Source organism: Variovorax sp. dw_954 (assembly GCF_018449755.1).
Lineage (GTDB): Bacteria > Pseudomonadota > Gammaproteobacteria > Burkholderiales > Burkholderiaceae_C > Variovorax.
Map to the genome: position 1 here is coordinate 122,257 of NZ_JAAVVD010000016.1, position 21,483 is coordinate 143,739.

A 21,483-nucleotide genomic window follows, 5' to 3' on the forward strand; every position below is an offset into this window, starting at 1 on the left:
GCTTTCCTCGAACAAGATGGAGTGGACGCCTGCTGGAGGCGCACAGCAAGCACGGAAAACCCCTAAAAACAGTGAACTATGGTTGCACCAAGGCGCAACCGGATGCTTCAGTTTGGCGACGGCAAGGCCAAGACCGCGTCAGCCAAGGCCTCGATCCCCGCGTCGGAAAGGTCCGACGCAACCACGGCGCGGCGCGCCTTCCAGTGGGCGAAGTGGCGTTCCTGCGAGCGCGCGTAATGCGGGTCGTAGTGCCTGCGCATCAGTTCGTCGAACAGCGGCGAGAGCGCATGCTCGCGCGCCCAGGCCTGCCACCGGCCGACCGTTTCCTTGCCCTGCATTTCCTTGAGCAGCCCGAGTTGTCTTGCGAGCGCCTCGGGGTCGTCGCCGAGGTAGGCGTAGTCGCGCAGCAGGTAGGCCAGCCGCGCCTCGGGCGTTGCAACGATCTCGATGCAGTCGCTGGCGCGCATGCGCTCGGCCAGCGGGATCGGCAATGTGATGCGGCCGATGCGCGCGCTCTCGCCCTCGACATACACCGTGCGCCCCAGATCGAAGCGCTCCAGCGCCGTGGCCAGCTGCGTCTCGAAGGCCTTCTGTGAGGGCTGCGGCACGCCCGGCAATGCACCCAGCAGCGAACCCTTGTGCCGCGCCAGGCCTTCGAGGTCCAGCACTTGCGCGCCGCGTCTTTCCAGCGCCTGGAGCACGCGCGTCTTGGCGCTGCCGGTGGCACCGCAGACGACATGCAATCTCAGTTGCGGAATGAACGCCGCCAGCTCATCGAGCACGTGATGCCGGAAGCTCTTGTAGCCGCCGGCAAGCTGCTGCGCATCCCAGCCGACGAGGCGCAGCCACGTGACCATCGAGCCGCTGCGCAGCCCGGCGCGCCAGCAGTACACCAGCGGCTTCCAGCCCGCCGGCTTGTCCGCGAAGGGGCCGTTGAGGTGCCGCGCCAGGTTGGCGGCGACCATCGCGCCACCCACGCGCCGCGCCTCGAACGCGCCGGTCTGCTTGTAGAGGGTGCCGACGATGCGGCGCTCCTCGTCGTCGAGCACCGGGCAGTTGATGGCGCCAGGGATGTGGTCGAGCGCGAACTCGGCGGGCGTGCGCGCATCGATCAACGCGTCGAAAGCGCGGATGTCGGCGACGCGCACGGGGCCGCGATGGGTCATGGGTTTATTCTCGAAGGCATGGAACCGATCGCTCTCACACGTTTCTCGCACGGCGGCGGTTGCGGCTGCAAGATCGCCCCCGGCTTGCTGGCGGAGATTCTGGCACGCGCACCGCAGGGCCTGGTGCCGCCGGAACTGCTGGTCGGCACGGAGACCAGCGACGACGCGGCCGTCTACCGCCTCAACGACACGCAGGCGCTGGTCGCCACCACCGACTTCTTCACGCCGATCGTCGACGACCCGTTCGACTTCGGCCGCATCGCCGCGACCAACGCGCTGTCCGACATCTACGCGATGGGCGGCACGCCGATCATGGCGCTGGCGCTGGTCGGCATGCCGATCGACAAGCTGCCGCCCGAGGTGATCGGCCGCGTGCTGGAAGGCGGCGCGAGCATCTGCCGCGAGGCCGGCATCCCGATCGCGGGCGGGCACAGCATCGACGTGCTGGAGCCGATCTACGGGCTGGTCGGGCTCGGGCTTGTTCATCCGGATCGCGTGCGGCGCAATTCGGCGGCCGAGGCGGGCGACGTGCTGGTGCTGGGCAAGCCGCTGGGTGTGGGCATCCTGTCGGCGGCGCTGAAGAAGGGGCTGCTGGATGCGGCGGGCTACGCGGAGATGCTCCGGCATACGACGCAGCTCAACCGGGTCGGCACAGCACTCGCCGGCCTCGACGGCCTGCACGCGATGACCGACGTGACCGGCTTCGGCCTGGCCGGCCATCTGCTGGAGATCTGCCGCGGCTCGGGGCTCGCGGCCGAGGTGTCGCTCGGCGCGCTGCCGCTGATCGAGAGCGCGCTGCCGTTTGCGCAGCAGGGCATCGTCACGGGCGCATCGGGGCGCAACTGGGCCGGCTATGGTGGTCAGATCGCATGGCCGGCAGCGGCAGCCGACTGGCAGCGCGCGCTGGTGTCCGACCCGCAGACCAGCGGCGGCCTGCTCGTCACCTGTAGTCCCGATGCGGCGCCGGCCGTGCTCGATGCGTTCCGCAAGGCGGGCTTTGCACAGGCAGCGGCCATCGGTGCGTTGCGGCCCGCGGTGGCGGGGGCTGCGGTGGGCGTGTCGTTCAAAGCCTGAACCTTCGCGCTCCGACACAAGCTGCCCAAGAGACCTGCGAGAGAATCACCCCCATGCAAATCACCAAAGACACCGTCGTCACCCTGCGCTACAAGGTCGCGGACGCCAAGGGCAAGCTCATCGAGGAGAGCAAGGACCCGATGGTCTATCTCCACGGCGGCTACGGCAACACGCTGCCCAAGATCGAGGCCGCGCTCGACGGGCGCATGCCCGGCTACCAGGTCACGCTGGAGCTGAAGCCCGAGGACGGCTTCGGCGAGCGCGACGAATCGCTGGTGCGCACCATCCCCAAGTCGGAATTCCCGCCCGGCGTGAAGGTCGGCGGCCAGCTCGAAGGGCGTAACGACAAGGGCGAGCAGCAGATCTTCAACGTCATGAAGATCAAGGGCCCTGTCGTGATGCTCGACGGCAACCATCCGCTGGCCGGCATGGAGCTTCGCTTCAGCCTCAAGGTCACCGAAGTACGCGCGGCTTCCGAGGAAGAAATCGCGCATCGCCACGTGCATGGCGAGCACGGCCATCACCATTGAACGCCACCACGATCGGGCACACCATGACCACCGTCGACCCCAAGCGCTCAGCCCGCGCCGCCGACCAGAAGAAGATGCCGCTCTGCACCAGTTGCGCCGGCATCCAGCGCAACTGGCGCAAGGCCCCGGGCCATGCCGAGCTGGTGCAGCAGTCCACGCGCAAGGAAGAGCGCGAGGGGCATTCGGTGAACGTCACCACCTATCGCTGCGACGCCTGCGGCACCAAGTGGGAATACGAGAACGACAAGACCAACCAGAAGGCAGGTTGGTCGGTGGTCGGGCAATAGCGATCCATTGCGCGGCGCCGGTCCCATGCGCATCCGCGACTTCCGACCCGGCGCCGACGAAGCCGCGCTGCGCGCCGTCTTCCACGCCTCCGTCCACCAGATGGGCACGGCCTGGTACACCCCGGCGCAACTCGAAGCCTGGGCGCCTCACGACTACGACGCCGCCGCGTGGGCCGAACGGCTGCGCACCAACCGGCCCTTCGTCGCCGAATTCGAAGGCCGTATCGCCGGCTTTGCCGACCTGCAGGAGGCGGGCCTCATCGATCATTTCTTCGTGGACGGCGCATTCGGCGGCCACGGCGTCGGCACCGCGCTGATGGCGCATCTGCACCAGTCGGCTCATGCACGCGGCATCGGCCAGCTGCATGCGAACGTCAGCCTTTCCGCCGAAGGCTTCTTCACCCGCTGCGGCTTCGTCGTCGAACAGCGCCAGCAGGTCGACGTGCGCGGCGAGCGCCTGCGCAACGCGCGCATGCGCAAGATGCTGGGCACCACAGCCGGCGACTGAGAAGGTGTGAATATTTCTACTGCGGCCACCGATCTCGGGCCTGCGGTCCTCACCGCACGAGAGTGCGGCTCCGGTCCTCAACCCGACCTCGGCGCCCTCGCTACGAAATCTTCACACCTTCTGAGCGTTGCTACGACCTGAATGCGCTCACCCTGTCGAGCACCGCGCGCACCACGCTCCAGGCCGCGAGCGCTGAGGTCTTGGGATTGTCCGGCGAGGGCAGGTTGTGCGAGCAGAAATCGAGCCGGCCGAAGGCACCCGATGCCTCGATGTGATGCACGTTGCACTGCACGCAGGGGTCGGCGATGAGGGTGACGCGGGTCTTGTCCAGCCCCACGCCGGACAACGCGATGGTGGCCGCGACGTTGGCGTTCTGCGGGTACTTGAGCGCCGCGTCTCGCGCGCTGCCTTCGAAGATGACGGTGGGCTGCGTCAACGCGTCCAGCGCCCCTGGCGCATCGGCGGGCGTGCCCTCCCAGGCGGCCGGTGGCTTGCGGCCGGTGTAGTGCACGCGGTCGAGTCCGCCGATGGCCGCCGCGGCCAACGCATCGAGCGAGCCGATCGCGCCGCTCATGAGTTGCGCGGTGGTGCCGCCTTGCTGGGCGGCGCCGCGCACGGCCGCCTGCACCTGCGGCGCGGCCAGTGCGCCGACCGAGCAGATGAAGCAGGGCACGCCGTTGCGCAAGGCCGGCACCACGTGCTGGGTCACGGCGGCCTCGCCAGCCATCTCGATGACGAGGTCGCAGTAGTCGTTGGGCACGGACGAATACACCGGCACGTCGCGCCAGGTCCGGGCCGAGGCGTCGGCACGCACCACCGCGGTGATCTGCAGCGCGTTGTGATACGGCGCGAGGCGGTCGAAGACCTCGGTCGCAATGGCACCAGCACCGATGAATGTCACATGCATCATGTCAGGGCTTCCTTCGCGTCGGCGACCGAGCGAACAGCACCAGCGCAATGCCGCCGAGGATCGCTGCAGAGCAGGCAATTAAGCGCGGCGTAATGGCTTCCGTCAACATCAGCGCGCCGCCCAGCGCGGCGATCAACGGCACCGACAATTGGACCGTCGCTGCCCGCATCGCGGAAAGATGGGATAGCGCGGCGTACCAGATCACGTACCCCAGGCCCGAGGTGATGGCGCCGGATGCGACGGCCAGCGCGACGCCGCTGGCGTTCGCATGCACGCCCTGCACGAACAGCAGGTTGAGCAGCAACCCCCACGGCGCCGCCCAGGCGAAATTGCGTGCGGTGGCGGCCAGCGGATCGGTCACGCCGCGACCTCGCAGCGAGTACACGCCCCATGCGACGCCGGCAATGGCCATCAGCGCGGCGCCCAGTAGCGGCGGGGCAGCGACGCCCGGCGACACGAGATAGACGAGGCCGCCGACTGCCAGCGCCAGGCCGGCCAGCGCCACCGTGTCGAAGCGCTCGCCCGCACGCAGGCCCGCGCCGAACATCGTCAGTTGCACCGCGCCGAACAGGATCAGCGCACCCGTGCCGGCCGACAGGCTCAGGTACGCGAATGAAAAGCAGCCCACGTAGGCGAACAGCATGAGCGGCGCAACCCGGTCCACTGCGCCACGCGGCGCGGGCTGCGAGCGCATGCGAACGATGAGGGCAAGCGCCAGCGCGCCCGACACCAGCCGGATGCTGCCGAAGCTCGCCGGGTCGATGCCGGCCTGTTGCAGCGCGGCCCGGCAGAGCAGCGAGTTGGCGGCGAAGGCGAGCATCGCCGCCGCGGTGAGCGCGATCGTCTTGAAGGTGGGCATGGGCGTGCGTGGTTTTGCGCCAATCTTGCCCGCCTGCACGTCCCTGCGCAAAGGGATAGATTGCGGGGCTTCGTCTTCGCAAGCAACGCAAGGATTCATCACCATGGAACATCGGCGTCTCGGCCACTCCGGCCTGCGCGTGCCCGCGCTCAGCTTCGGCACAGGCACCTTCGGCGGCGGCAACGACTTCTTCAAGGCCTGGGGCTCGACCGACGCGGGCGGCGCCACAAGGCTCATCGACGTGTGCCTGGACCACGGCGTGTCGATGTTCGACAGCGCCGACGGCTACTCCTCGGGGCTGGCCGAGGAGATCCTTGGCCAGGCCATCAAGGGCAAGCGCAACCGGCTGCTGATCTCGACCAAGGCCACCTTTCCGTCGGGCGACGGACCCAACGACTACGGCTCGTCACGGCAGCACTTGATCGACGCGGTCGACAAGGCGCTGCTGCGGCTCGGCGTCGAACACATCGACCTGCTGCAGTTGCACGGACAGGACTACAACACACCGGTCGAGGAGACCTTGTCGACGCTCGACCAGATCGTGCGCTCGGGCAAGGTGCGCTATATCGGCTGCTCGAACTTCTCGGGCTGGCACCTGATGAAGTCGCTGGCCGTGTCGGACCGCCACGGCTGGCCGCGGCACGTGGCGCACCAGGCCTACTACTCGCTGCTGAACCGCGACTACGAGTGGGAGCTGATGCCGCTCGGCCTCGACCAGGGCGTGGGCGCGGTGATCTGGAGCCCGCTGGGCTGGGGCAAGCTCACCGGCAAGATCCGCCGCGGCCAGCCGGCCAAGCCCGGCACGCGCGCGCACGACATCGCGGGCACCGGGCCGCAATTCGAGGAAGAGCGGCTGTTCCGCATCGTCGACGCGCTGGATGCCGTGGCCGCCGAAACGGGCAAGACCATTCCGCAGGTGGCGCTGAACTGGCTGCTGCAACGGCCGACCGTGGCCAGCGTGATCATCGGCGCGCGCGACGAGGCGCAACTGGTGCAGAACATCGGCGCGGTCGGGTGGAAGCTGACGACCGAGCAGGTGGCGGCGCTGGATGCGGCGAGCGATGTGCCGGCGGCGTACCCGGTGTGGCACCAGCGCGGGTTTCCGATGCTCAACGAGCGGGGCCAGCGCTGAGGTGAGTGCCGGCTGACAGATTCGCGCGGCGCCGCACGCCTTGAGTCGACGCGTCGCCCGCTAACGTCGAGGGGCGTATCGGCCTTCGGCTCGTCGCTGAAACGCGGCGCGGCGGTCCACCGCCGTGCGCCAAAACCATGCCCAGTGCACCACGATGGGTTACCACGGGCCGGAGTCGCCTTGCGTGACTAAGCCAATCGTTCTCCTCACCAGCGAACTGCCACGACCGACCCGGTGGAACGGCTCTTGCTAAATGCTTTCCAGCGCAGGGCGAAAGCCCTCCGGTTGGCGTGCCAAGCGAAACGTGGGAATCGCTTGTGTAGGCCGACCGCAATCTACCTACCTCGCGAGGACCACGTCCTTGTCCCAATGAGCGCACGCCGGGTGCGCTGCAACGTAGAGGTAGTCATCATGTGTGAACGCAACGGCAGAACCCATTCCCAACTCGTTGAACTCTCGCGCCGCGGTTTCCTGAAGACCAGTGGCGTCGCCAGCGCAAGCATCGCCATGCCGGCGGGCCTGGCCACCATGCTGATGTCGACCGCGGCCCACGCGGAGACGACGAGGATCAAGGCCACGCACGGCGCAGGCCTGTGCAACCTGGCTTTCTTCCTCGCGAAGAAGCGCGACCTGGCCAAGGCCGATGGCGTGGAACTGGACTTCGTCGTGACGCCCACCAACGCCGACATCGCCACGCTGTTCGGCTCGGGGCAGGTCGAGATGTCGGTGATCCCGTATTCGAACTTCATGACGCTCTACGACGCCGGCGCACCGGTGAAGATCGTCGCGGGCGCAGGGGTCGAAGGGTGCATCCTGACCGCGAAGGAAGGCATCAAGAGCGCAGCCGACCTCAAGGGCAAGACCATCGGCACCTTCCAGGCCGACACGCTCGAAGTCCTTCCCTACGACTACCTGAAGAAGGGCGGCCTGAGCTTCAAGGACGTGCAGGTGCGCTACTTCAACAGTTCGCCCGAGTTGGCCCAGGCCTTCACCTCCGGCGCCATCGACGCGGCCTGCCAGGTCGAGCCCTATGCGACGCAGTGCCTCACGCTGCGCAAGGGCTCGACCATCATCTCGGACGGCAAGGACCTGTATGGCGCGCATTACTCAGACTGCGTGCTCGCCGTTCGCACACCCCTCATCGAAAAGAACCCGAAGGCGGTGAAGGCCATCATCAAGGCCATGATGCTTGCGCAAAGCCAGGCCGAGAAAGACCCGGACGCGGCCATGAAGGACACCGTCGGCGAGTACTACAAGACATCGCTCGAGTCCGCCAAGATGGCGGCCGCCAAGCAGCCCGCGATGATCGACCAGCGCAACAACACGCAGTTCATCCTGGACCGCGGCCAGTCGATGAAGGAACTGGGCTACATCAAGAAGATCCCCACCCGCGCCGCGATCGACTGGACCCTGCTCGAGCAGGTCATCGCCGAGAACAAGGACCTCTACGCCTCGCTCAAGCTCAAGACCGTCACGACTTGATGCCTGCAGACCTGCAACCGAAACAGCCCATGACATCCATGTCGCTCGGCGGCGCGGACGCGCCCGCCTCTCTTCCTGTCCCTGCACCTTCGCCCGTGGCACCCAAGGCCGACAAGGCCGCCATGGCGAAGTCCCACCATCCACCGGGCCGTGGCCGCGAACTCGCGGCGCGCGTGTTCTGGTGGATCGCATCCGTCGGCACCTTCATCGCCATCTGGGAGCTCTGCTGGTGGCGAGGCATCGCCGATCCCCTGCTGTTGCCGCCGCCGCACCTGTTCCTGGCCAACCTGCCGGAGCAGTTCAAGTTCTTCGACGCGCCGGGCTTTCGTGGCCCGGACGACGAAGGCGGCGGCATCCTGTCGGTGCTGCTCGTCATGGCGTGGACATCGATGCGCGTCGTGCTCGGGCTCGCCATCGGCTTCGTGGCGGGCGTGGCCATCGGCGTGGCGATCCGCTACTTCAAGCTCTTCGGCAAGCTCGTGCTGCCCGTCACCACGTTGCTGACGCCCATCTCGCCCGTGGCGTGGCTGCCAGTAGCGGTGTTCGTCTTCGGCATCGGCAACGTGCCGGCGATCTTCCTGGTGTGCATCTCGGTGTTCTTCGTCATCGTCCTGTCGACCTTGTCGCAGATCGATTCGGTGCCGGCGGCCTACCTGCAGGTCGCGCGGATCATGGGTGCGACGAAGCGCCAGCTGTTTCGCCAGGTCATCCTGCCGGCCATCCTGCCCAGCCTGTGCGTGACGCTGCGCCTGAACCTGTTTGCCGCCTGGATGGTGGTGCTCATCGCCGAGGCGGTCGGCGTCGGCTCGGGACTCGGTCAGATCGTGATGATGGCGCGCAACACCTTCAACGCGAGCCTCGTGTTCTTCACGATGACATTGATCGGCGTGCTCGGTTTCACGTTCGACCGCGGCCTGCTGTGGGTGCAGCAGCGCGTGCTGTGGTGGGTCGGCCCTTCGGCCATGGCGGGGAGGTGATGGCGATGATGAATTCGATGATCAGCATGCGCCAGGTGCGCAAGGTCTGGAACCCCGACACGCCCAAGGCGGTGTCGGCCGTGGCGGATCTCGACCTCGAAGTGAAGGCCGGCGAATTCGTCGTGCTGCTCGGGCCGTCGGGTTGCGGCAAGAGCAGCCTGCTCTACATGGTCGCGGGCCTCGAGCCTGCCACCGGAGGCGAGCTGCTCTGCGAAGGCGTGCCCATCACCGGGCCGGATCCGCAGCGCGGCATGATCTTCCAGGAGGCCTCGCTGTACCCGTGGCTCACCATCGCGGACAACGTCTCGTTCGGGCTGAAGCTGCAGGGCGTGCCTGCAACCGAACGGCAGGCGACGGCACTGGAACTGCTGCGCAAGGTGGGACTCGGCGATGTCGCCTCGAAGCGACCCGACGAGCTGTCGGGCGGCATGCGCCAGCGCGCCGCATTGGCGCGCGCGCTGTCGATGCAGCCCAAGGTGCTGATGATGGACGAGCCCTTCGCGGCACTGGACATCCAGACGCGGGCCAAGATGCAGGGCCATCTGCTCGCGGTCTGGCGCGCGAGCGGCGCCAGCGTGCTGCTGGTCACGCACTCCATCGATGAAGCGTTGGCGCTGGCGGACCGCATCGTCGTGTTCACCGCGCGGCCGGGCCGCATCAAGGAGATCGTGCCGGTCAAGCAGCCGCGTCCGCGCTCGATGCGCGACCCCCTGCTCATCGAGCTGCAGCAGCACCTGGCCGACTTGCTGGCCGACGAAGTGGACCGCGCCTTCCTCGAGCAGGAAGCGTCCCTCTAGATCTGTTCAAACCTCTCGCACGCCCGACGGTTCTGGAACCGTCGGCGCGGCTTGCCACACACTGAAGAAAGACACACCCCATGACACAAGCCATGGTTCGCGCGAAATGGATCGTCACCGGCGTACGCGACCGCCACACGCCCGAGGTCATCGACGACGGCGCCCTCGTCCACGAGCACGGCAAGGTCGTTGCCGTCGGCCCGTTCAACGAGATGCGCATGCGATTCCCCGATGCGCCGGTCACCCAGCATTCGCAGCACATGCTGCTGCCGGGTTTCGTCAACAGCCACCATCACGTCGGCCTTACACCGCTGCAACTCGGCTCGCCCGACCACGCGCTGGAATTGTGGTTCGCGAGCCGCATGGCGGCGCGCACGGTCGACGGCTACCTGGACACGCTGTATTCGGCCTTCGAGATGATCGCCTCCGGCATCACCACGGTGCAGCACATCCACGGCTGGCTGCGCGGCAGTTTCGAGCAGGTGCATGAATCGTCGAGCGCCGTGCTGCGCGCCTACCGCGCCATCGGCCTGCGTGCCTCGTACTGCTATTCGGTGCGCGAGCAGAACCGCCTCGTGTACGAAGACGACGCCAAGTTCTGCGCGAGCCTGCCGAGCGACATCGGCGTGCCGCTGGCCGCGCACCTGAAGCAGGCGACCATGAGCCTCGACGATCACATGAAGCTCTACAAGGTGCTGCGCGACGACAACGCCAACGAATCGCTCACGCGCATCCAGCTCGCGCCGGCCAACTTCCACTGGATCACGGACGATGGCCTGTTGACGCTGGTCGAGCAGGCCAAGGCCGACGACGTGCCGATGCACATGCACCTGCTGGAGACGGTCTACCAGAAGGAATACGCGCGCCGCCGCACCGGCACCACCGCCGTCAAGCATCTCGAGAAGATGGGCGCGCTCGGCCCGTGGATGACGCTCGGCCACGCGGTCTGGCTCACCGAGGAAGACGTCGACATCGTGGCGCACACGTCGACTTGCGTGTGCCACAACTGCAGCTCCAACTTCCGCTTGCGCAGCGGCATCGCGCCGGTCAACGCGCTGGAGAAGCGCGGTGTGACCATCGGCATGGGGCTGGACGAAGCGGGCATCAACGAAGACCGCGACATGCTCCAGGAGATGAAGCTGGCGTTGCGAGCGCATCGCGTGCCGGGCCTCGACGAAGACGAGGTGCCCAGCTGCCCACAGGTGCTGCGCATGGCGACCGAGCATGGCGCGAAGACGACCGCCTTCCGTGGCGAGATCGGCCGGCTCGACGTGGGGATGAACTTCGACGCGGTGGCCATCGACTACCACGGCGCCACCTGGCCCTTCCAGGACACCGACATTCCGCCGCTCGATGCGCTGATGCAGCGCGCATCGACCAGGCACGTCGACACCGTCTACGTCGGCGGAGACCCGATCTACGCACAGGGCCGCTTCAAGTACATCGACCGTGACAAGGTGCTGGGTGACATCGCGGAGATGCTGTCGAAGCCGCGGACGCCGGAAGAGGAGAAACGGCGCTGGCTCGGCAAGGAAGTCTTTCCGCATGTGAAGGCCTTCTATGTGGACTACCTGGAGGAAGAGCCGCCGCGCCAGCCGTTCTACGGCCCGTCGTCCCGCACGTAGATCGACCGATGAACGCCACCCGCGACTTCTCCGGCTACCGCTGGAACTACCCCGCGCTGCGCTGGCCCGGCGACGCGGGCTTGGCGGTGTCCTTCGTTCTCAACGTCGAGGAAGGCGCCGAGCTTTCGTTGAGTGCGGGCGACGAGCGCAACGAGAGCCGGCACGAGGTCAACCACGAAGTGCTGGGCGCGCCCGACCTCTGCATGGAAAGCCAGTTCGAGTACGGCGCGCGCGTCGGCTATTGGCGCATTACGCGCCTGCTGATGGAAAGCGGCGTGCCGCTCACGCTCAACGCCTGTGCGCGTGCGCTCGAAGCAACGCCCTGGATCGCCAGCGACGCGGCGCAGCAGGGCTTCGAGGTCTGCTGCCACGGCTGGCGCTGGGAGTCGCATGCGGGCATGGCGGAGAACGAAGAGCGCGAGCGGATCGCGCGCAGCGTGGAAACCATCCACCGGCTGCATGGTCGCGCGCCGGTGGGCTGGCACACCAAGTCGTCCGCCTCGGTCAACACGCGCCGGCTGCTGGTCGAGCACGGCGGCTTCCTCTACGACAGCGACGCCTACAACGACGACCTGCCCTATTACGTGCAGGTCGCCGACCGGGCCCACCTGGTGCTGCCCTACGCCTTCGATACCAACGACATGCGCTTTTTCGACAGCTTCGCGTATGTGCGCGGCGATGACTTCGCGGACTACGCGATCGACGCCTTCGAATGCCTGTTGCGCGAATCGCGGGACGCGCCGCGCATGATGTCGATCGGCTTGCACACGCGCATCATCGGCAGGCCCGGCCGTATCGGCGGGCTCGCCAAGCTGCTGGCCCATATTCGCCAGAGCCGCGGTGCCTGGTGCGCCACGCGCGAGCAGATCGCGCGCCACTGGCTCGCGAACGTCAAGCCTGGCGCGGTGTCGTGAAGCTGATGCTGCTCGATCCCAATCTCACGCAGGCCGTGACCAATGCAGAACGGCGCGCTATGAGACGCAGCCCACGACCTTGAATTCGACGCGCCGGTCCAACGCGTCGCGCATGTCGTCGGTGCCGGTGCCGACGATGTTCTCGCGGAATCCGAGGCCGGCTTCCCGCAGCTTGCGCCCGAGCTCCGGTGTTTCCGTCTCCAGCCGCTTCTTCACGACCGTGGCGCGTTGCAGCGAGAGCCGGTCGTTGACCGTCTCTGAACCGGTCTTGCTGGTGTGGCCGGTCACCACCACGCAGGATTCGATCTGTGCGCTCTGGCGCGCAATCTGCCGCAACCACATCGGGTAGGGGCCGCTGACCCGCGCATCGCCGACGAAGTCTGTCGACCCGGGCTTGAACAGGAACTTGACGCTGAGGTTGTTGGTCGCGAGGCCGAGCCGGGCCATCTGCCCGAAGGTCTTCTCCGCGGCCTCGCGCTGGCCGAGCTGGGTCTGGGTCAGGTAGAGGCCGCTGTAGATGCTCATCTGCTGGCCATCCGGGCGCTGCGACGCGGCCTCGTAGCGCGCCAGCGCATCGGCATAGCGCTTGTCGTTGTAGGCGGCATTGGCATCCGCGAGCAGCGCCGAGGTCGGCAGCCGCTCCAGGTACAGCGCGTCCGCCGGCTGCCCGGCCCGGGTCTGCGAAGTGCGGATGTAGCCTTCGACGACGCGGTCCTTCGCGATGACCGGGCTGTCGCGGTAGGCCGCCGTCGGATTGGCATTGAGCGCGCTGTCGGCCACGCGTGACGCGGCCTGGGCCAGCACCACGCCGGACTTGATTTCGGTCAGGGCGAGGCTGAGCCGGTACTGGCCCGAGCCGGTCCGGGTCAAGGTGCCGTTCAGCACGTATTGCGCGCCGGCGAGACCGGAAGCGTCGAAGGTCGAGACGGAGAACTGGCGGAAGCGCAGGCGGACGCGCTCCGTGATGCGCTGCTCGGCCCCCTTGGTGGCATCGGTCTGCTGGCCGCTGGTGCCGTCCAGCAAAGGGTCGATGACGATGGCCTGGGAGGGCTTGACCTTCGATTCCACCGTCGCCATGAAAGCCGGCAACTTCTGCGTCTGCGCGAACAGGTCGTCGACCGACTGGTCCACCGCCTGCTCGAAGGGCACGCCAGTCTCGCGCTCGGAGACATGGGCCGCGCAGGCTGCCAGGGTGACGATGCAGATCAACAGCAGGGCGCGCAGCGTGGCGTGGACTTTGGGGAAGGCTATCGGCATCGGGATCTCAGGGTTTCGGCTTCGGCAGGGGACAGTGGGGCGCCCAGGGAGGCGCGCGAGACGATATCGCTGCATTGGGTGGCGGTGGCGGCGCGCTTCGCCTCGGTGCGGGCGGACGGATCGCTGCTTGCCGTGGCGGGTAGCCGGGTCTCGGGCTTGCGTGCGGGGTGGTCGGCCAAGGGCGCCGATCTGGCGGCCACGGCGGCCGGGGCAGACTGCGGCGACAGCGGGGCGGCTGGCAATTGCGACGGGGGATTCGCAGGCTCGGCGGGCTTGGGTGCTGGCTGCGGCGCAGGCTGCGGTTGCGGCTGCGGTTGCGGCGATGGCGATGACCTGCCTTGCGGCGCCGCAACGGCCGGCGCGGGAACCGTCACGCTCGGCGGCGTTGCAACCGCGGGCGCCGGCTCCGCAGGCTTCGCCGGCGAGAGCACCAGCGCGCAGAAGCCGAACATCACCGTGACGATGGCGCTGAGCACGGTCGCCGCACGGCTGCCCAGCCCGCGCAACAGCTTGCCGGGGCGCGCCCACAGTGCGGCCGGCCACCCTGTCACGCGCATCAAGTCCAGCAACGCAATGGCCACCGCCAGGCCCAGGCTGGCGAAGAAGCCGATCCGGGTCAGCGAGCCACCGGGAGCCAGGCGCTCCAGCCACGAAATGCCGATGCCCACGAAGGCGGCCAGGGCGTTGAAGGGCAGGATCCAGGTGCTGATCGTCTTGAGGATCTGCTGCTCGGTCGTCACCACCGGCTCCGGCGCGGCGGATGCGGCGGAGGCGGCGGATGCGGCGGAGGCGGCGGATGCGGCGGAGGCGGCGGACGCGGCCGGCACGTCAGGCACGGGTGGCGCGGGTGGCGCGGGTGGTGCCAGCGTGGCGACAGGCTTGACGCCATGGCGCGCTTCCAGGCGCATGCGCAATTCCGACGGCGGCCGCGTCAGCAGGAAGGCGCCCACCTGCCGGCCATCGCCTTCGGTGAAGCTCCCGCTCGGCACGAACACCGGTCGATAGTCACTCGAAAGGTGGCCCAGCGCATCGCGGAACTCCGCGGACGCCTGGATCTGGCCGGCGCTCGCATGCTGCATCACGCGGGCCGCCACATCGACGCCATCCCCGAACAGGCTGGGATGGCCGTTGCCGTCCATGCCGGACATCACCACGCCCGCATGGATGCCCGCCCGGACCACCGGGGACGCGTCATCGTGCAGCGCGGGCGTCAGCCGGAAGACGGCGGTCATGGCCGCCTCGGCATCTCGCAGGAAGCCGATGGCGATGCCTTCGCCGGTAGGGAAGAGGGTGTATTCGGTGACCGGAATGCCCGCGAGGATCCTGCGGACCAGCGTCCGAAGCGCGTCCGGCCAGGCCGGCATGGCCGCGGCGTCCCACTTCAGGTCGCGGGCGGGTTGCAGGTACAGGACGCTGCACACCCAGGAGGGCGGTGGCGCGGCTGCGTTCACGTTGGCAACTGCTTCGAAAGCCGGTTGCACCGTCGGATGGGACTCACGGGAGGGGATGAGGTCGAGGAGGGAATCGGCGGAGGCGCGGATTGTTCACATATAGTAACAATCACGATCCTAAGCGCAAAACGGGCTGCCTTGCCGCCTCCGGCCACGGCGGATGCGGGGAAGTCCTGACGGCCTTCGGTGACCTTCGGAATTCGTCAACGTTCGGCAGTCGAAGAGATCGGGAGCCCAGGGTCTTCGCGTCAAGGCACAGGCTGCCTCAATCCGTCAATTCGACCCACACCGGCGCATGGTCGCTCGCGCCTTCCAGCCCGCGCACCGCCCTGTCGACGCCGGCATTGGTCATGCGTCCGGCTGCCGACGGGCTCAGCAGCACATGATCGATCCGCAGCCCGGCATCACGCGGCCAGCGGTTGCGCAGGTAGCTCCAGAAGGTGTAGGGCGTCTTGTCCGGGAACTGCCGTTCCAATGCGTCCGTCCATCCCTGCTTGAGCAAGGCCCGCCATGCAGCGCGGGGCTCGGGTTGCAGCAGCGCGTTGTCCTTCCATGACGCGGTCGAGTAGATGTCGGCATCGGTCGGCACCACGTTGAAGTCGCCCGCGAGGACCACCGGGTGCCCGGTCTTGATCAGGCTGGCCGCATGCCGGTTCAGGCGCTTGAACCAGGCGAGCTTGTAGTCGAACTTGGGCCCAGGTTGGGGGTTGCCGTTGGGCAGGTAGAGGCAGGCGATGACGATGCCGTCGACCGCAGCTTCGAGGTAGCGGCTTTCGGTGTCGGCCGGCTCGCCTTTCAACAGGGGCAGGCCGCGTCGCGTTTCCAGCGGCGGCGCCCCGCGCGCGAGGATGGCGACGCCATTCCAGGTGGGCTGGCCGAGCACCAGCGCCTCGTAGCCCAGCGCCCGCAGTTCCTTCGCCGGAAACGCGGCGCTGGTGCACTTGAGTTCCTGCAGGCAGGCCACGTCGGGCTGCGTCACGTCGAGCCAGGCGCACAGCTGCGGCAGGCGATTGATCACCCCGTTGACGTTGTACGAGGCGATGCGCATGAGCCGCCGGGCCAGCGGGTCAGGCCGCGTTCACGTCCACCCGCACGCGCCCGCGCACCTGGCCGGCCAGCAGCTTCGACGCGGCGGTGGCAGCGGCGCCGAGGCCGATCGTCTCCGTGTTGGCTTCCAGCAGATCCAGCGGCAGTTCCCTGGCCAGCCGCGCCCACGCCTCGACCCGCTTCGCATGCGGCGCCATGACGCTGTCCACGCCCGCCAGCGTGATGCCGCGCAGGATGAAGGGCGCAACGCTGGCCGGCAGGTCCAGGCCCTGCGCCAGACCGCAAGCGGCCACCGTGCCGCCGTAGCGCAGGCTCGCGCAGACGTTGGCCAGCGTGTGGCTGCCGACGCTGTCGACGGCAGCGGCCCAGCGCTCCTTCTGCAGCGGCTTGCCCGGCGCGGACAAGGTGGCGCGGTCGACGATTTCTCTCGCACCCAAGTGCTTCAGATATTCGGCCTCGGCGGCACGCCCGGTCGAGGCATGCACCTCGAAGCCCAGCCGGGCCAGCAGCGCGATCGCGATGGTGCCGACGCCGCCATTCGCGCCGGTCACGAGCACCGGGCCGTCAGAGGGCTTGACGCCGTGCGCCTGCAGCGCCATCACGCACAGCATCGAGGTGTACCCCGCCGTGCCGATGGCCATGCACTGGCGCGCGTCGAGCCCCGCCGGGATCGGCACCAGCCAATCGGCTTTCACGCGGGCCTGCTGGGCGAGGCCGCCCCAATGCGTCTCGCCCACGCCCCAGCCGTTGAGCAGCACCGCGTCGCCGGGCTTGTAGCGCACGTCGCTGCTCTCGGCGACGGTGCCGGCCAAGTCGATGCCCGGCACCATCGGGAACTTGCGCACCACCGGCGACTTGCCCGTGATGGCCAGGCCGTCCTTGTAGTTGAGCGTGGAGTACGCGACGTTGACGCGCACCTCGCCCTCCGGCAATTGCGCCTCGTCGAGCGAGGTGATGGCGGCCTGGGTGCTGCCGTCTTCGGCCTTGGTGAGGAGCAGTGCGTCGAAGGTCATGTGTCTCTCTGGAATGGATGGAATGTGGACGGAGCATGCCGCAACGCCTGCGACACGGCCACACCCACAGCCAAATCCGCCGACGACGCGGGGTTGTGCACGCCGCGCCGGGCGCGCATCGTCCTGCTGACGGATCGCAGTGTCCCGCGCCGGCCCCTTTTCGCGCAAAATCCCGCCCCCATGTGTTGTGCATGCCGGACGCGCTCGACATTGCTGCGCGCCGTGCCACTCAAGGAGACCTTGCCGTGTCCACGATATTTGCGAGCCCCATCGTCCAGATCAAGCCCCTGGGCTTTCCGTGGGGGACGATCGACCCCTTCCTGTTCTGCGCCTACCACGACGACGCCTATCCCCAGGGCAACGGCCAGATGGCCGTCGACGACGCCCTGCTGGCCGGGCGCAGCCTCGGCAGCGACTTCAGCCGCAAGGACGGCTGGAGCATGTACCACGGCAACCCGGTGCCGGGCTTTCCGGGGCACCCGCACCGCGGCTTCGAGACGGTGACCATCGTTCGCAAGGGCCTGATCGACCATTCGGATTCGCTCGGCGCGGCGGCCCGCTTCGGCGGCGGCGACGTACAGTGGCTCACCGCTGGCAAGGGCATCGTGCATTCGGAGATGTTCCCGCTGATGGACGTGGCCGCGCCCAATCCGCTGGAGTTGTTCCAGATCTGGCTCAACCTGCCCGCGCGCAACAAGATGGTGGCGCCGCACTTCACGATGTTCTGGGCCGAGGACATCCCGCATTTCACCGCCACCGACGAAGCCGGCCGGACCACCGACGTGTCCAGCGTGGCCGGCCGCATCGGCCCGGTCGACGGCAAGCCGGGCGAAGGCGGCCCGCTCGCGCCGCCACCCGATTCCTGGGCCGCCCAGCCCGATGCAGATGTCGCGATCTGGACTCTGCGCATGTCGCCCGGCGCGCGCTGGACGCTGCCGGCCGCGACGGGCAAGGGCACGCGGCGGGCGCTTTATTTCTTCAAGGGCCAGTCGGTCCGCATTGCGGGCGAGGAGGTCGATCGCCCCGCGATGGTCGAACTGCGCGCCTCGGAGGAGGTCGAGCTGGTGAACGGCCCCGACACGGTGTCCGAGTTCCTGGTGCTGCAGGGCCGGCCGATCGCGGAGCCGGTTGCGCAGTACGGCCCGTTCGTGATGAACACGCAGGCCGAGATCCAGCAGGCGATGCATGACTTCCGCCGCACCCAGTTCGGCGGCTGGCCGTGGCCTGATGAGGCGCCGGTGCACGGGCGCGACCCGGCACGGTTCGCCCGGCATCCGGACGGGCGCGAGGAACGACCGGCATGAGCGGCCGCTGAATCATTGAAATGGGCGCTGAGGGTGGACAGCACCCTCCTATTCCGGTGATTCGGTGGACCAGGTGATCCAATAGCGGCATGGAACAACCGCAAGATGTCATACGCCGCCTGAACGAACTGGAGATCAAGGCGAGCTATGCCGATGACCTGCTGGACCAGCTCAACATGGTCATCTACCGGCAGCAGCAGCAGATCGACAGCCTCGTCGAACAGGTGGCGCTGCTGCGGCAGCAAGGCGCAGAAGCCGGCACCGGCGCGCCGCGCAACTTGCGCGACGAGCTGCCGCCGCACTATTGAGCCCTCAGGGTCGGGTCGAACCCGGCCCGCTGCACGCGAGGAGCCGCGAGACCGGGCCGCATCTCCGAGCCGCGTGCCTGATCGGCATGACGGATCGATGACGTGATTGACCCGCGCTGATGCACCGGCGGCGCGGTCCTACAGGCGCTGGCGAATGACCCGGCTTGCCGCTGCGGCCCGGCCATTCGAGCATGCAGGCATGACCTCGAAATCCATCCTCCCGTTGCCTTTGGCTGCATTGCTGCTGGCCAGCGCGCTGTCGCTGACAGCCTGCGACAACCGCCCGGTCACCGACAACCGCCCCGTGAGCGCGCCCGACCGCGCGCAAGTGGATGCTGCGATCGACAAGACCCGCGACGCCACCGTCGCCGTCGCGAACAAGGCGGCCGACCTGGCCGAGAAGGCGCGCGACCAGACGGTCGCCTTCGCCAAGTCGCCCCAGGTGCGCGAGGACGCCAGCAAGGTCGTCGATGCGCTGAAGAACGTGGGCACCGTCGCTTCCGCGAAGGTGGACGATGCGGCGATCACGGCATCCGTCTCGGCCGGCCTCGCCAAGGACACGGAACTGAGCGCGCGCCAAATCAACGTCGAGACTCGCGCGGGCGCGGTCAAGCTGGTCGGGCCGGCGCCCAGCGCCCAAGCCAAGGCACGCGCCAGCGACATTGCCAGGTCGGTGAGCGGCGTCGCCTCGGTCGACAACCAGCTTGAAGTGCGATCCATGTGATCGCCTGGCAGCGCCGCCCTACTTCGCACCCTGCGCCTGGACCTGGGCAGCATTCGCGCTGGCAGGGGCTGCCGTCAGCGTCATCAGGATGTCCGCATACCAGGCGCTGTTGAGACCCAGCGACTCGTCCAGTTGCAGGTCCCGCGTGCTCATGTCCATGCGCGCGGAATGCACACCCAGCAGCGTCCACGGCAGCTTGCCGCCGGCGGCCGGGACGCGCTTGACCACCGGCGCCCCGCTGGTGCCCCGGTGGGTGCGTGCATCGGTGAGGAAGAAACCCTGCCCCTGGAAACGCACGCCGAAGGCCGACGCCACCACCGCCTGGCGCACCACCGGCAGGTGATGCACCACGTCATGGAAGCCCAGCGGAAAGCCCACGATCAACAGCACGCTGCCGACCTCCACCTCATCGAGCGAGCGCGGCAGGTGCCGGGGCGTGAAGGCGAACATCGCGGCATTCGACGGCAACGCCGCACGCGGGATCTCGATGGCGGCCACGTCGATCTCGCCGCCCATGTCGCTGCCCTGGCGCCAGGCGCTCTTGCCGTCCACGTAGAGCCAAACCGAGATGGCGGTGGAGCGTGTCAGGTCGACCGCGTCGGTGTGCAGCTCGATCTCGATGCGATTGGGGAAATGCTTGGTCGGCGCGTCGATCACCACGTGGCGGCTGGTAACGAAGAAGAGGCGATCGTCGCGCTCGAAGAAGAAGCCGCTCGCGCCGGTGAGGAGCCGGTCTCCGTCGAAGGTCGAGACGCGGGCGGTGGAAAGGAGCAGCGACTCGGCCATGGGGACTTTCAGGTGCCGACACCGCAGGATCGCGGCGCTGGTGGGCTATTGAACACTAGATCCGCTGCCGGCGCATGTGCTGGCGCCGCCGCTTCTGCCACCGCGTGAGGATCGCGCCGGCGAGCGACGCGACGGCGAAGGCCGCAACCTGCCGGGCCAGCGCCTGGGTGGCCGCGTCGAGGCGCTTCGAGACTTCGCGCTCGGCCTGCTCGGTGCGCACCACGGCCGCGTTGCCGGCCGGCGGCGGCACGGGCTTCGTCAATGCATCGGTGCCTTCCTTGTGGACCTGTGCCGCATGCTCGGTGGCGGCGACCGCCTTGGCGCCGGCCACGGAGCCGTGCGCGTTGGCATAGACCTTGGTGAACTCGGCCCCCAGCAGGAAGATCTGCGCCGCGTAGTAGACCCAGGCCAGCAGCACCACCAGCGAGCCGGCGGCGGCGAAGGACTCGGTCATGCCGCTCTTGCCGAGATAGAGGCCAATCAGGAATTTGCCGACTTCGAACAGCACCGCCGTCACTGCGGCGCCGATCCACACGTCGCGCCAGGCGATGGGCGCGGTCGGCATGAACTTGAAGATCATCGCGAACAGCAGCGCGCTCACCGACACCGAGATCAGGATGTTGACGCCCTGCAGCAGCAGTTCCCAGCCCGGCATCAGCCCGCCTGTCCAGTTGCCCAGCACGGCCAGGCCGGCGCTCACGAGCAGCGACACCATCAGCAGGAAGGCCAGCCCGAGGATCAGGCCGAAGGACAGCACCCGCGCACGCAGCAGCGCCCACACGCCGCTCGGCTTCTCGGAGGCGGGCACATGCCAGATGCGGTCCAGGGCGCTTTGCAACTCGGCGAACACGGTGGTTGCGCCGACCAGCAACACGGCGATGCTGATGCCGCCCGCGATGAGGCCGCGCCTGGGCTCGCTCGCGCTCGCCACCAGGCCCTGCACGGCGGTGGCGCCGTCGTGGCCGATCAGGCCGCCCAGTTGCTCAACGATTTCTCCCTGCACCGCTTCACGCCCGAACAGGGCGCCGGCCACCGCGATCACAATCACTAGCAAGGGCGCGAGCGAGAACATCGTGTAGTACGAGATCGCCGCGCCCATGCTCGGCGCAAAGTCGTCGACCCAGGCCGAGACGGCATCGCGGCAGAGTTCATACAGTTGCTTCGGGCTCATTGCGTAACCTCCACGCTGCGAGCGGCTCGGGCGACCGGGCGGCGCTCAGGGCGTTCCCGCGTTGCGTGAGCAGCCACTGTCCGGCGGCGCACGGCTTGTTGGCGTGCGTCGAACCAGACTCCGCGAGTAGGCCAAAGGCGCGGGCCGCGAGCGCGACAGCG

General features: G+C 68.1%; 22 protein-coding genes. 13 read left to right on the forward strand and 9 right to left on the reverse strand.

Annotation, left to right across the window (positions count from 1 at the left end):
* Positions 1–107 precede the first annotated feature (107 nt).
* Complete coding sequence (mnmH, locus tag HB681_RS23325) at positions 108–1,166, reverse strand: tRNA 2-selenouridine(34) synthase MnmH (RefSeq protein WP_213957248.1); 1,059 nt, start codon at positions 1,164–1,166, stop codon at positions 108–110.
* An 18-nt stretch (positions 1,167–1,184) separates the two neighbouring features.
* Here mnmH and selD point away from each other — a divergent pair, with 18 nt between their 5' ends.
* Genes selD through HB681_RS23345 form a run of 4 tightly spaced genes read left to right on the forward strand, consistent with a single transcriptional unit; the run spans position 1,185 to position 3,565 of the window.
* Positions 1,185–2,240 carry a selenide, water dikinase SelD gene (gene selD, locus HB681_RS23330; protein ID WP_213957249.1) on the forward strand — a complete coding sequence of 352 codons (1,056 nt, stop codon included), beginning with the start codon at positions 1,185–1,187 and terminating at the stop codon, positions 2,238–2,240.
* A 53-nt stretch (positions 2,241–2,293) separates the two neighbouring features.
* Entirely contained in the window at positions 2,294–2,770 is a 477-nt protein-coding gene (locus HB681_RS23335; protein WP_213957250.1) for a peptidylprolyl isomerase, read from the forward strand.
* Between the two features lie 23 nt (positions 2,771–2,793).
* On the forward strand, positions 2,794–3,057 hold the full coding sequence (locus HB681_RS23340; protein ID WP_213957251.1) for a hypothetical protein: 264 nt from the start codon (positions 2,794–2,796) through the stop codon (positions 3,055–3,057).
* Between the two features lie 25 nt (positions 3,058–3,082).
* Complete coding sequence (locus HB681_RS23345) at positions 3,083–3,565, forward strand: GNAT family N-acetyltransferase (RefSeq protein WP_213957252.1); 483 nt, start codon at positions 3,083–3,085, stop codon at positions 3,563–3,565.
* A 130-nt stretch (positions 3,566–3,695) separates the two neighbouring features.
* Here HB681_RS23345 and HB681_RS23350 read toward each other — a convergent pair whose 3' ends face one another.
* Positions 3,696–4,475, reverse strand: coding sequence for an aspartate dehydrogenase (locus HB681_RS23350; RefSeq protein WP_213957253.1), 780 nt, complete (start codon positions 4,473–4,475; stop codon positions 3,696–3,698).
* A 1-nt stretch (position 4,476) separates the two neighbouring features.
* Complete coding sequence (locus tag HB681_RS23355) at positions 4,477–5,334, reverse strand: DMT family transporter (RefSeq protein ID WP_213957254.1); 858 nt, start codon at positions 5,332–5,334, stop codon at positions 4,477–4,479.
* 103 nt (positions 5,335–5,437) lie between these two features.
* Between HB681_RS23355 and HB681_RS23360 the strand changes: the two genes are divergently transcribed.
* From HB681_RS23360 to HB681_RS23385, 6 genes are all read left to right on the forward strand, one after another.
* Positions 5,438–6,466, forward strand: coding sequence for an aldo/keto reductase (locus tag HB681_RS23360; protein ID WP_213957255.1), 1,029 nt, complete (start codon positions 5,438–5,440; stop codon positions 6,464–6,466).
* A 411-nt stretch (positions 6,467–6,877) separates the two neighbouring features.
* A complete protein-coding gene (locus HB681_RS23365; RefSeq protein WP_213957256.1) occupies positions 6,878–7,948 on the forward strand; it encodes an ABC transporter substrate-binding protein in 1,071 nt (356 codons plus the stop codon).
* A gap of 29 nt (positions 7,949–7,977) precedes the next feature.
* On the forward strand, positions 7,978–8,925 hold the full coding sequence (locus HB681_RS23370) for an ABC transporter permease (RefSeq protein ID WP_213957257.1): 948 nt from the start codon (positions 7,978–7,980) through the stop codon (positions 8,923–8,925).
* Positions 8,926–8,930: 5 nt separating this feature from the next.
* Positions 8,931–9,722 carry an ABC transporter ATP-binding protein gene (locus HB681_RS23375; protein WP_256354170.1) on the forward strand — a complete coding sequence of 264 codons (792 nt, stop codon included), beginning with the start codon at positions 8,931–8,933 and terminating at the stop codon, positions 9,720–9,722.
* A gap of 80 nt (positions 9,723–9,802) precedes the next feature.
* Positions 9,803–11,347 carry an amidohydrolase family protein gene (locus HB681_RS23380; RefSeq protein WP_213957258.1) on the forward strand — a complete coding sequence of 515 codons (1,545 nt, stop codon included), beginning with the start codon at positions 9,803–9,805 and terminating at the stop codon, positions 11,345–11,347.
* Between the two features lie 8 nt (positions 11,348–11,355).
* A complete protein-coding gene (locus HB681_RS23385) occupies positions 11,356–12,261 on the forward strand; it encodes a polysaccharide deacetylase family protein (protein WP_213957259.1) in 906 nt (301 codons plus the stop codon).
* Positions 12,262–12,318: 57 nt separating this feature from the next.
* On the opposite strand, the gene HB681_RS23390 is transcribed toward HB681_RS23385, so the two are convergent.
* The 4 genes from HB681_RS23390 to HB681_RS23405 form a co-directional block, all read right to left on the reverse strand.
* Positions 12,319–13,518, reverse strand: a complete 1,200-nt coding sequence (locus HB681_RS23390) for an OmpA family protein (protein WP_213957260.1) — start codon at positions 13,516–13,518, stop codon at positions 12,319–12,321.
* On the reverse strand, positions 13,509–14,969 hold the full coding sequence (locus HB681_RS23395; RefSeq protein WP_213957261.1) for an adenylate/guanylate cyclase domain-containing protein: 1,461 nt from the start codon (positions 14,967–14,969) through the stop codon (positions 13,509–13,511). Before HB681_RS23395 ends, HB681_RS23390 begins: the two co-directional genes overlap by 10 nt.
* Before the next feature lie 265 nt (positions 14,970–15,234).
* The gene (locus HB681_RS23400) at positions 15,235–16,017 is read right to left on the reverse strand and encodes an exodeoxyribonuclease III (RefSeq protein ID WP_213957262.1); all 783 of its coding nucleotides are present in this window, start codon (positions 16,015–16,017) and stop codon (positions 15,235–15,237) included.
* Positions 16,018–16,036: 19 nt separating this feature from the next.
* Positions 16,037–17,029: an MDR family oxidoreductase gene (locus HB681_RS23405; protein ID WP_213957263.1), complete on the reverse strand. Its 993-nt coding sequence runs from the start codon at positions 17,027–17,029 to the stop codon at positions 16,037–16,039.
* A 191-nt stretch (positions 17,030–17,220) separates the two neighbouring features.
* On the opposite strand from HB681_RS23405, the gene HB681_RS23410 reads away from it, so the two are divergent.
* From HB681_RS23410 to HB681_RS23420, 3 genes are all read left to right on the forward strand, one after another.
* Complete coding sequence (locus HB681_RS23410) at positions 17,221–18,333, forward strand: pirin family protein (RefSeq protein ID WP_213957264.1); 1,113 nt, start codon at positions 17,221–17,223, stop codon at positions 18,331–18,333.
* Positions 18,334–18,422: 89 nt separating this feature from the next.
* The gene (locus HB681_RS23415; RefSeq protein ID WP_213957265.1) at positions 18,423–18,641 is read left to right on the forward strand and encodes a SlyX family protein; all 219 of its coding nucleotides are present in this window, start codon (positions 18,423–18,425) and stop codon (positions 18,639–18,641) included.
* A 199-nt stretch (positions 18,642–18,840) separates the two neighbouring features.
* The gene (locus HB681_RS23420; RefSeq protein ID WP_213957266.1) at positions 18,841–19,365 is read left to right on the forward strand and encodes a BON domain-containing protein; all 525 of its coding nucleotides are present in this window, start codon (positions 18,841–18,843) and stop codon (positions 19,363–19,365) included.
* Between the two features lie 18 nt (positions 19,366–19,383).
* Here the strand turns inward: HB681_RS23420 and HB681_RS23425 are convergent, their stop codons facing one another.
* Both HB681_RS23425 and HB681_RS23430 read right to left on the reverse strand, forming a co-directional pair.
* Complete coding sequence (locus tag HB681_RS23425; RefSeq protein ID WP_213957267.1) at positions 19,384–20,151, reverse strand: trypsin-like peptidase domain-containing protein; 768 nt, start codon at positions 20,149–20,151, stop codon at positions 19,384–19,386.
* Between the two features lie 55 nt (positions 20,152–20,206).
* Positions 20,207–21,322, reverse strand: coding sequence for a YihY/virulence factor BrkB family protein (locus tag HB681_RS23430; RefSeq protein WP_213957268.1), 1,116 nt, complete (start codon positions 21,320–21,322; stop codon positions 20,207–20,209).
* Between the last annotated feature and the right edge of the window lie 161 nt (positions 21,323–21,483).

Excerpts from the sequence above, each read along its gene's own strand:
- HB681_RS23410 (WP_213957264.1), top strand. The coding sequence starts at position 17,221 with ATGCCGGACGCGCTCGACATTGCTGCGCGCCGTGCCACTCAAGGAGAC.
- HB681_RS23430 (WP_213957268.1), bottom strand. The coding sequence starts at position 21,322 with ATGAGCCCGAAGCAACTGTATGAACTCTGCCGCGATGCCGTCTCGGCC.
- HB681_RS23345 (WP_213957252.1), top strand. The coding sequence starts at position 3,083 with ATGCGCATCCGCGACTTCCGACCCGGCGCCGACGAAGCCGCGCTGCGC.
- HB681_RS23385 (WP_213957259.1), top strand. The coding sequence starts at position 11,356 with ATGAACGCCACCCGCGACTTCTCCGGCTACCGCTGGAACTACCCCGCG.
- HB681_RS23400 (WP_213957262.1), bottom strand. The coding sequence starts at position 16,017 with ATGCGCATCGCCTCGTACAACGTCAACGGGGTGATCAATCGCCTGCCG.
- HB681_RS23365 (WP_213957256.1), top strand. The coding sequence starts at position 6,878 with ATGTGTGAACGCAACGGCAGAACCCATTCCCAACTCGTTGAACTCTCG.
- HB681_RS23415 (WP_213957265.1), top strand. The coding sequence starts at position 18,423 with ATGGAACAACCGCAAGATGTCATACGCCGCCTGAACGAACTGGAGATC.
- HB681_RS23380 (WP_213957258.1), top strand. The coding sequence starts at position 9,803 with ATGACACAAGCCATGGTTCGCGCGAAATGGATCGTCACCGGCGTACGC.
- HB681_RS23340 (WP_213957251.1), top strand. The coding sequence starts at position 2,794 with ATGACCACCGTCGACCCCAAGCGCTCAGCCCGCGCCGCCGACCAGAAG.
- mnmH (WP_213957248.1), bottom strand. The coding sequence starts at position 1,166 with ATGACCCATCGCGGCCCCGTGCGCGTCGCCGACATCCGCGCTTTCGAC.
- HB681_RS23370 (WP_213957257.1), top strand. The coding sequence starts at position 7,978 with ATGACATCCATGTCGCTCGGCGGCGCGGACGCGCCCGCCTCTCTTCCT.
- HB681_RS23425 (WP_213957267.1), bottom strand. The coding sequence starts at position 20,151 with ATGGCCGAGTCGCTGCTCCTTTCCACCGCCCGCGTCTCGACCTTCGAC.
- HB681_RS23360 (WP_213957255.1), top strand. The coding sequence starts at position 5,438 with ATGGAACATCGGCGTCTCGGCCACTCCGGCCTGCGCGTGCCCGCGCTC.
- HB681_RS23335 (WP_213957250.1), top strand. The coding sequence starts at position 2,294 with ATGCAAATCACCAAAGACACCGTCGTCACCCTGCGCTACAAGGTCGCG.
- selD (WP_213957249.1), top strand. The coding sequence starts at position 1,185 with ATGGAACCGATCGCTCTCACACGTTTCTCGCACGGCGGCGGTTGCGGC.
- HB681_RS23375 (WP_256354170.1), top strand. The coding sequence starts at position 8,931 with ATGATGAATTCGATGATCAGCATGCGCCAGGTGCGCAAGGTCTGGAAC.
- HB681_RS23420 (WP_213957266.1), top strand. The coding sequence starts at position 18,841 with ATGACCTCGAAATCCATCCTCCCGTTGCCTTTGGCTGCATTGCTGCTG.
- HB681_RS23390 (WP_213957260.1), bottom strand. The coding sequence starts at position 13,518 with ATGCCGATAGCCTTCCCCAAAGTCCACGCCACGCTGCGCGCCCTGCTG.
- HB681_RS23405 (WP_213957263.1), bottom strand. The coding sequence starts at position 17,029 with ATGACCTTCGACGCACTGCTCCTCACCAAGGCCGAAGACGGCAGCACC.
- HB681_RS23350 (WP_213957253.1), bottom strand. The coding sequence starts at position 4,475 with ATGATGCATGTGACATTCATCGGTGCTGGTGCCATTGCGACCGAGGTC.
- HB681_RS23355 (WP_213957254.1), bottom strand. The coding sequence starts at position 5,334 with ATGCCCACCTTCAAGACGATCGCGCTCACCGCGGCGGCGATGCTCGCC.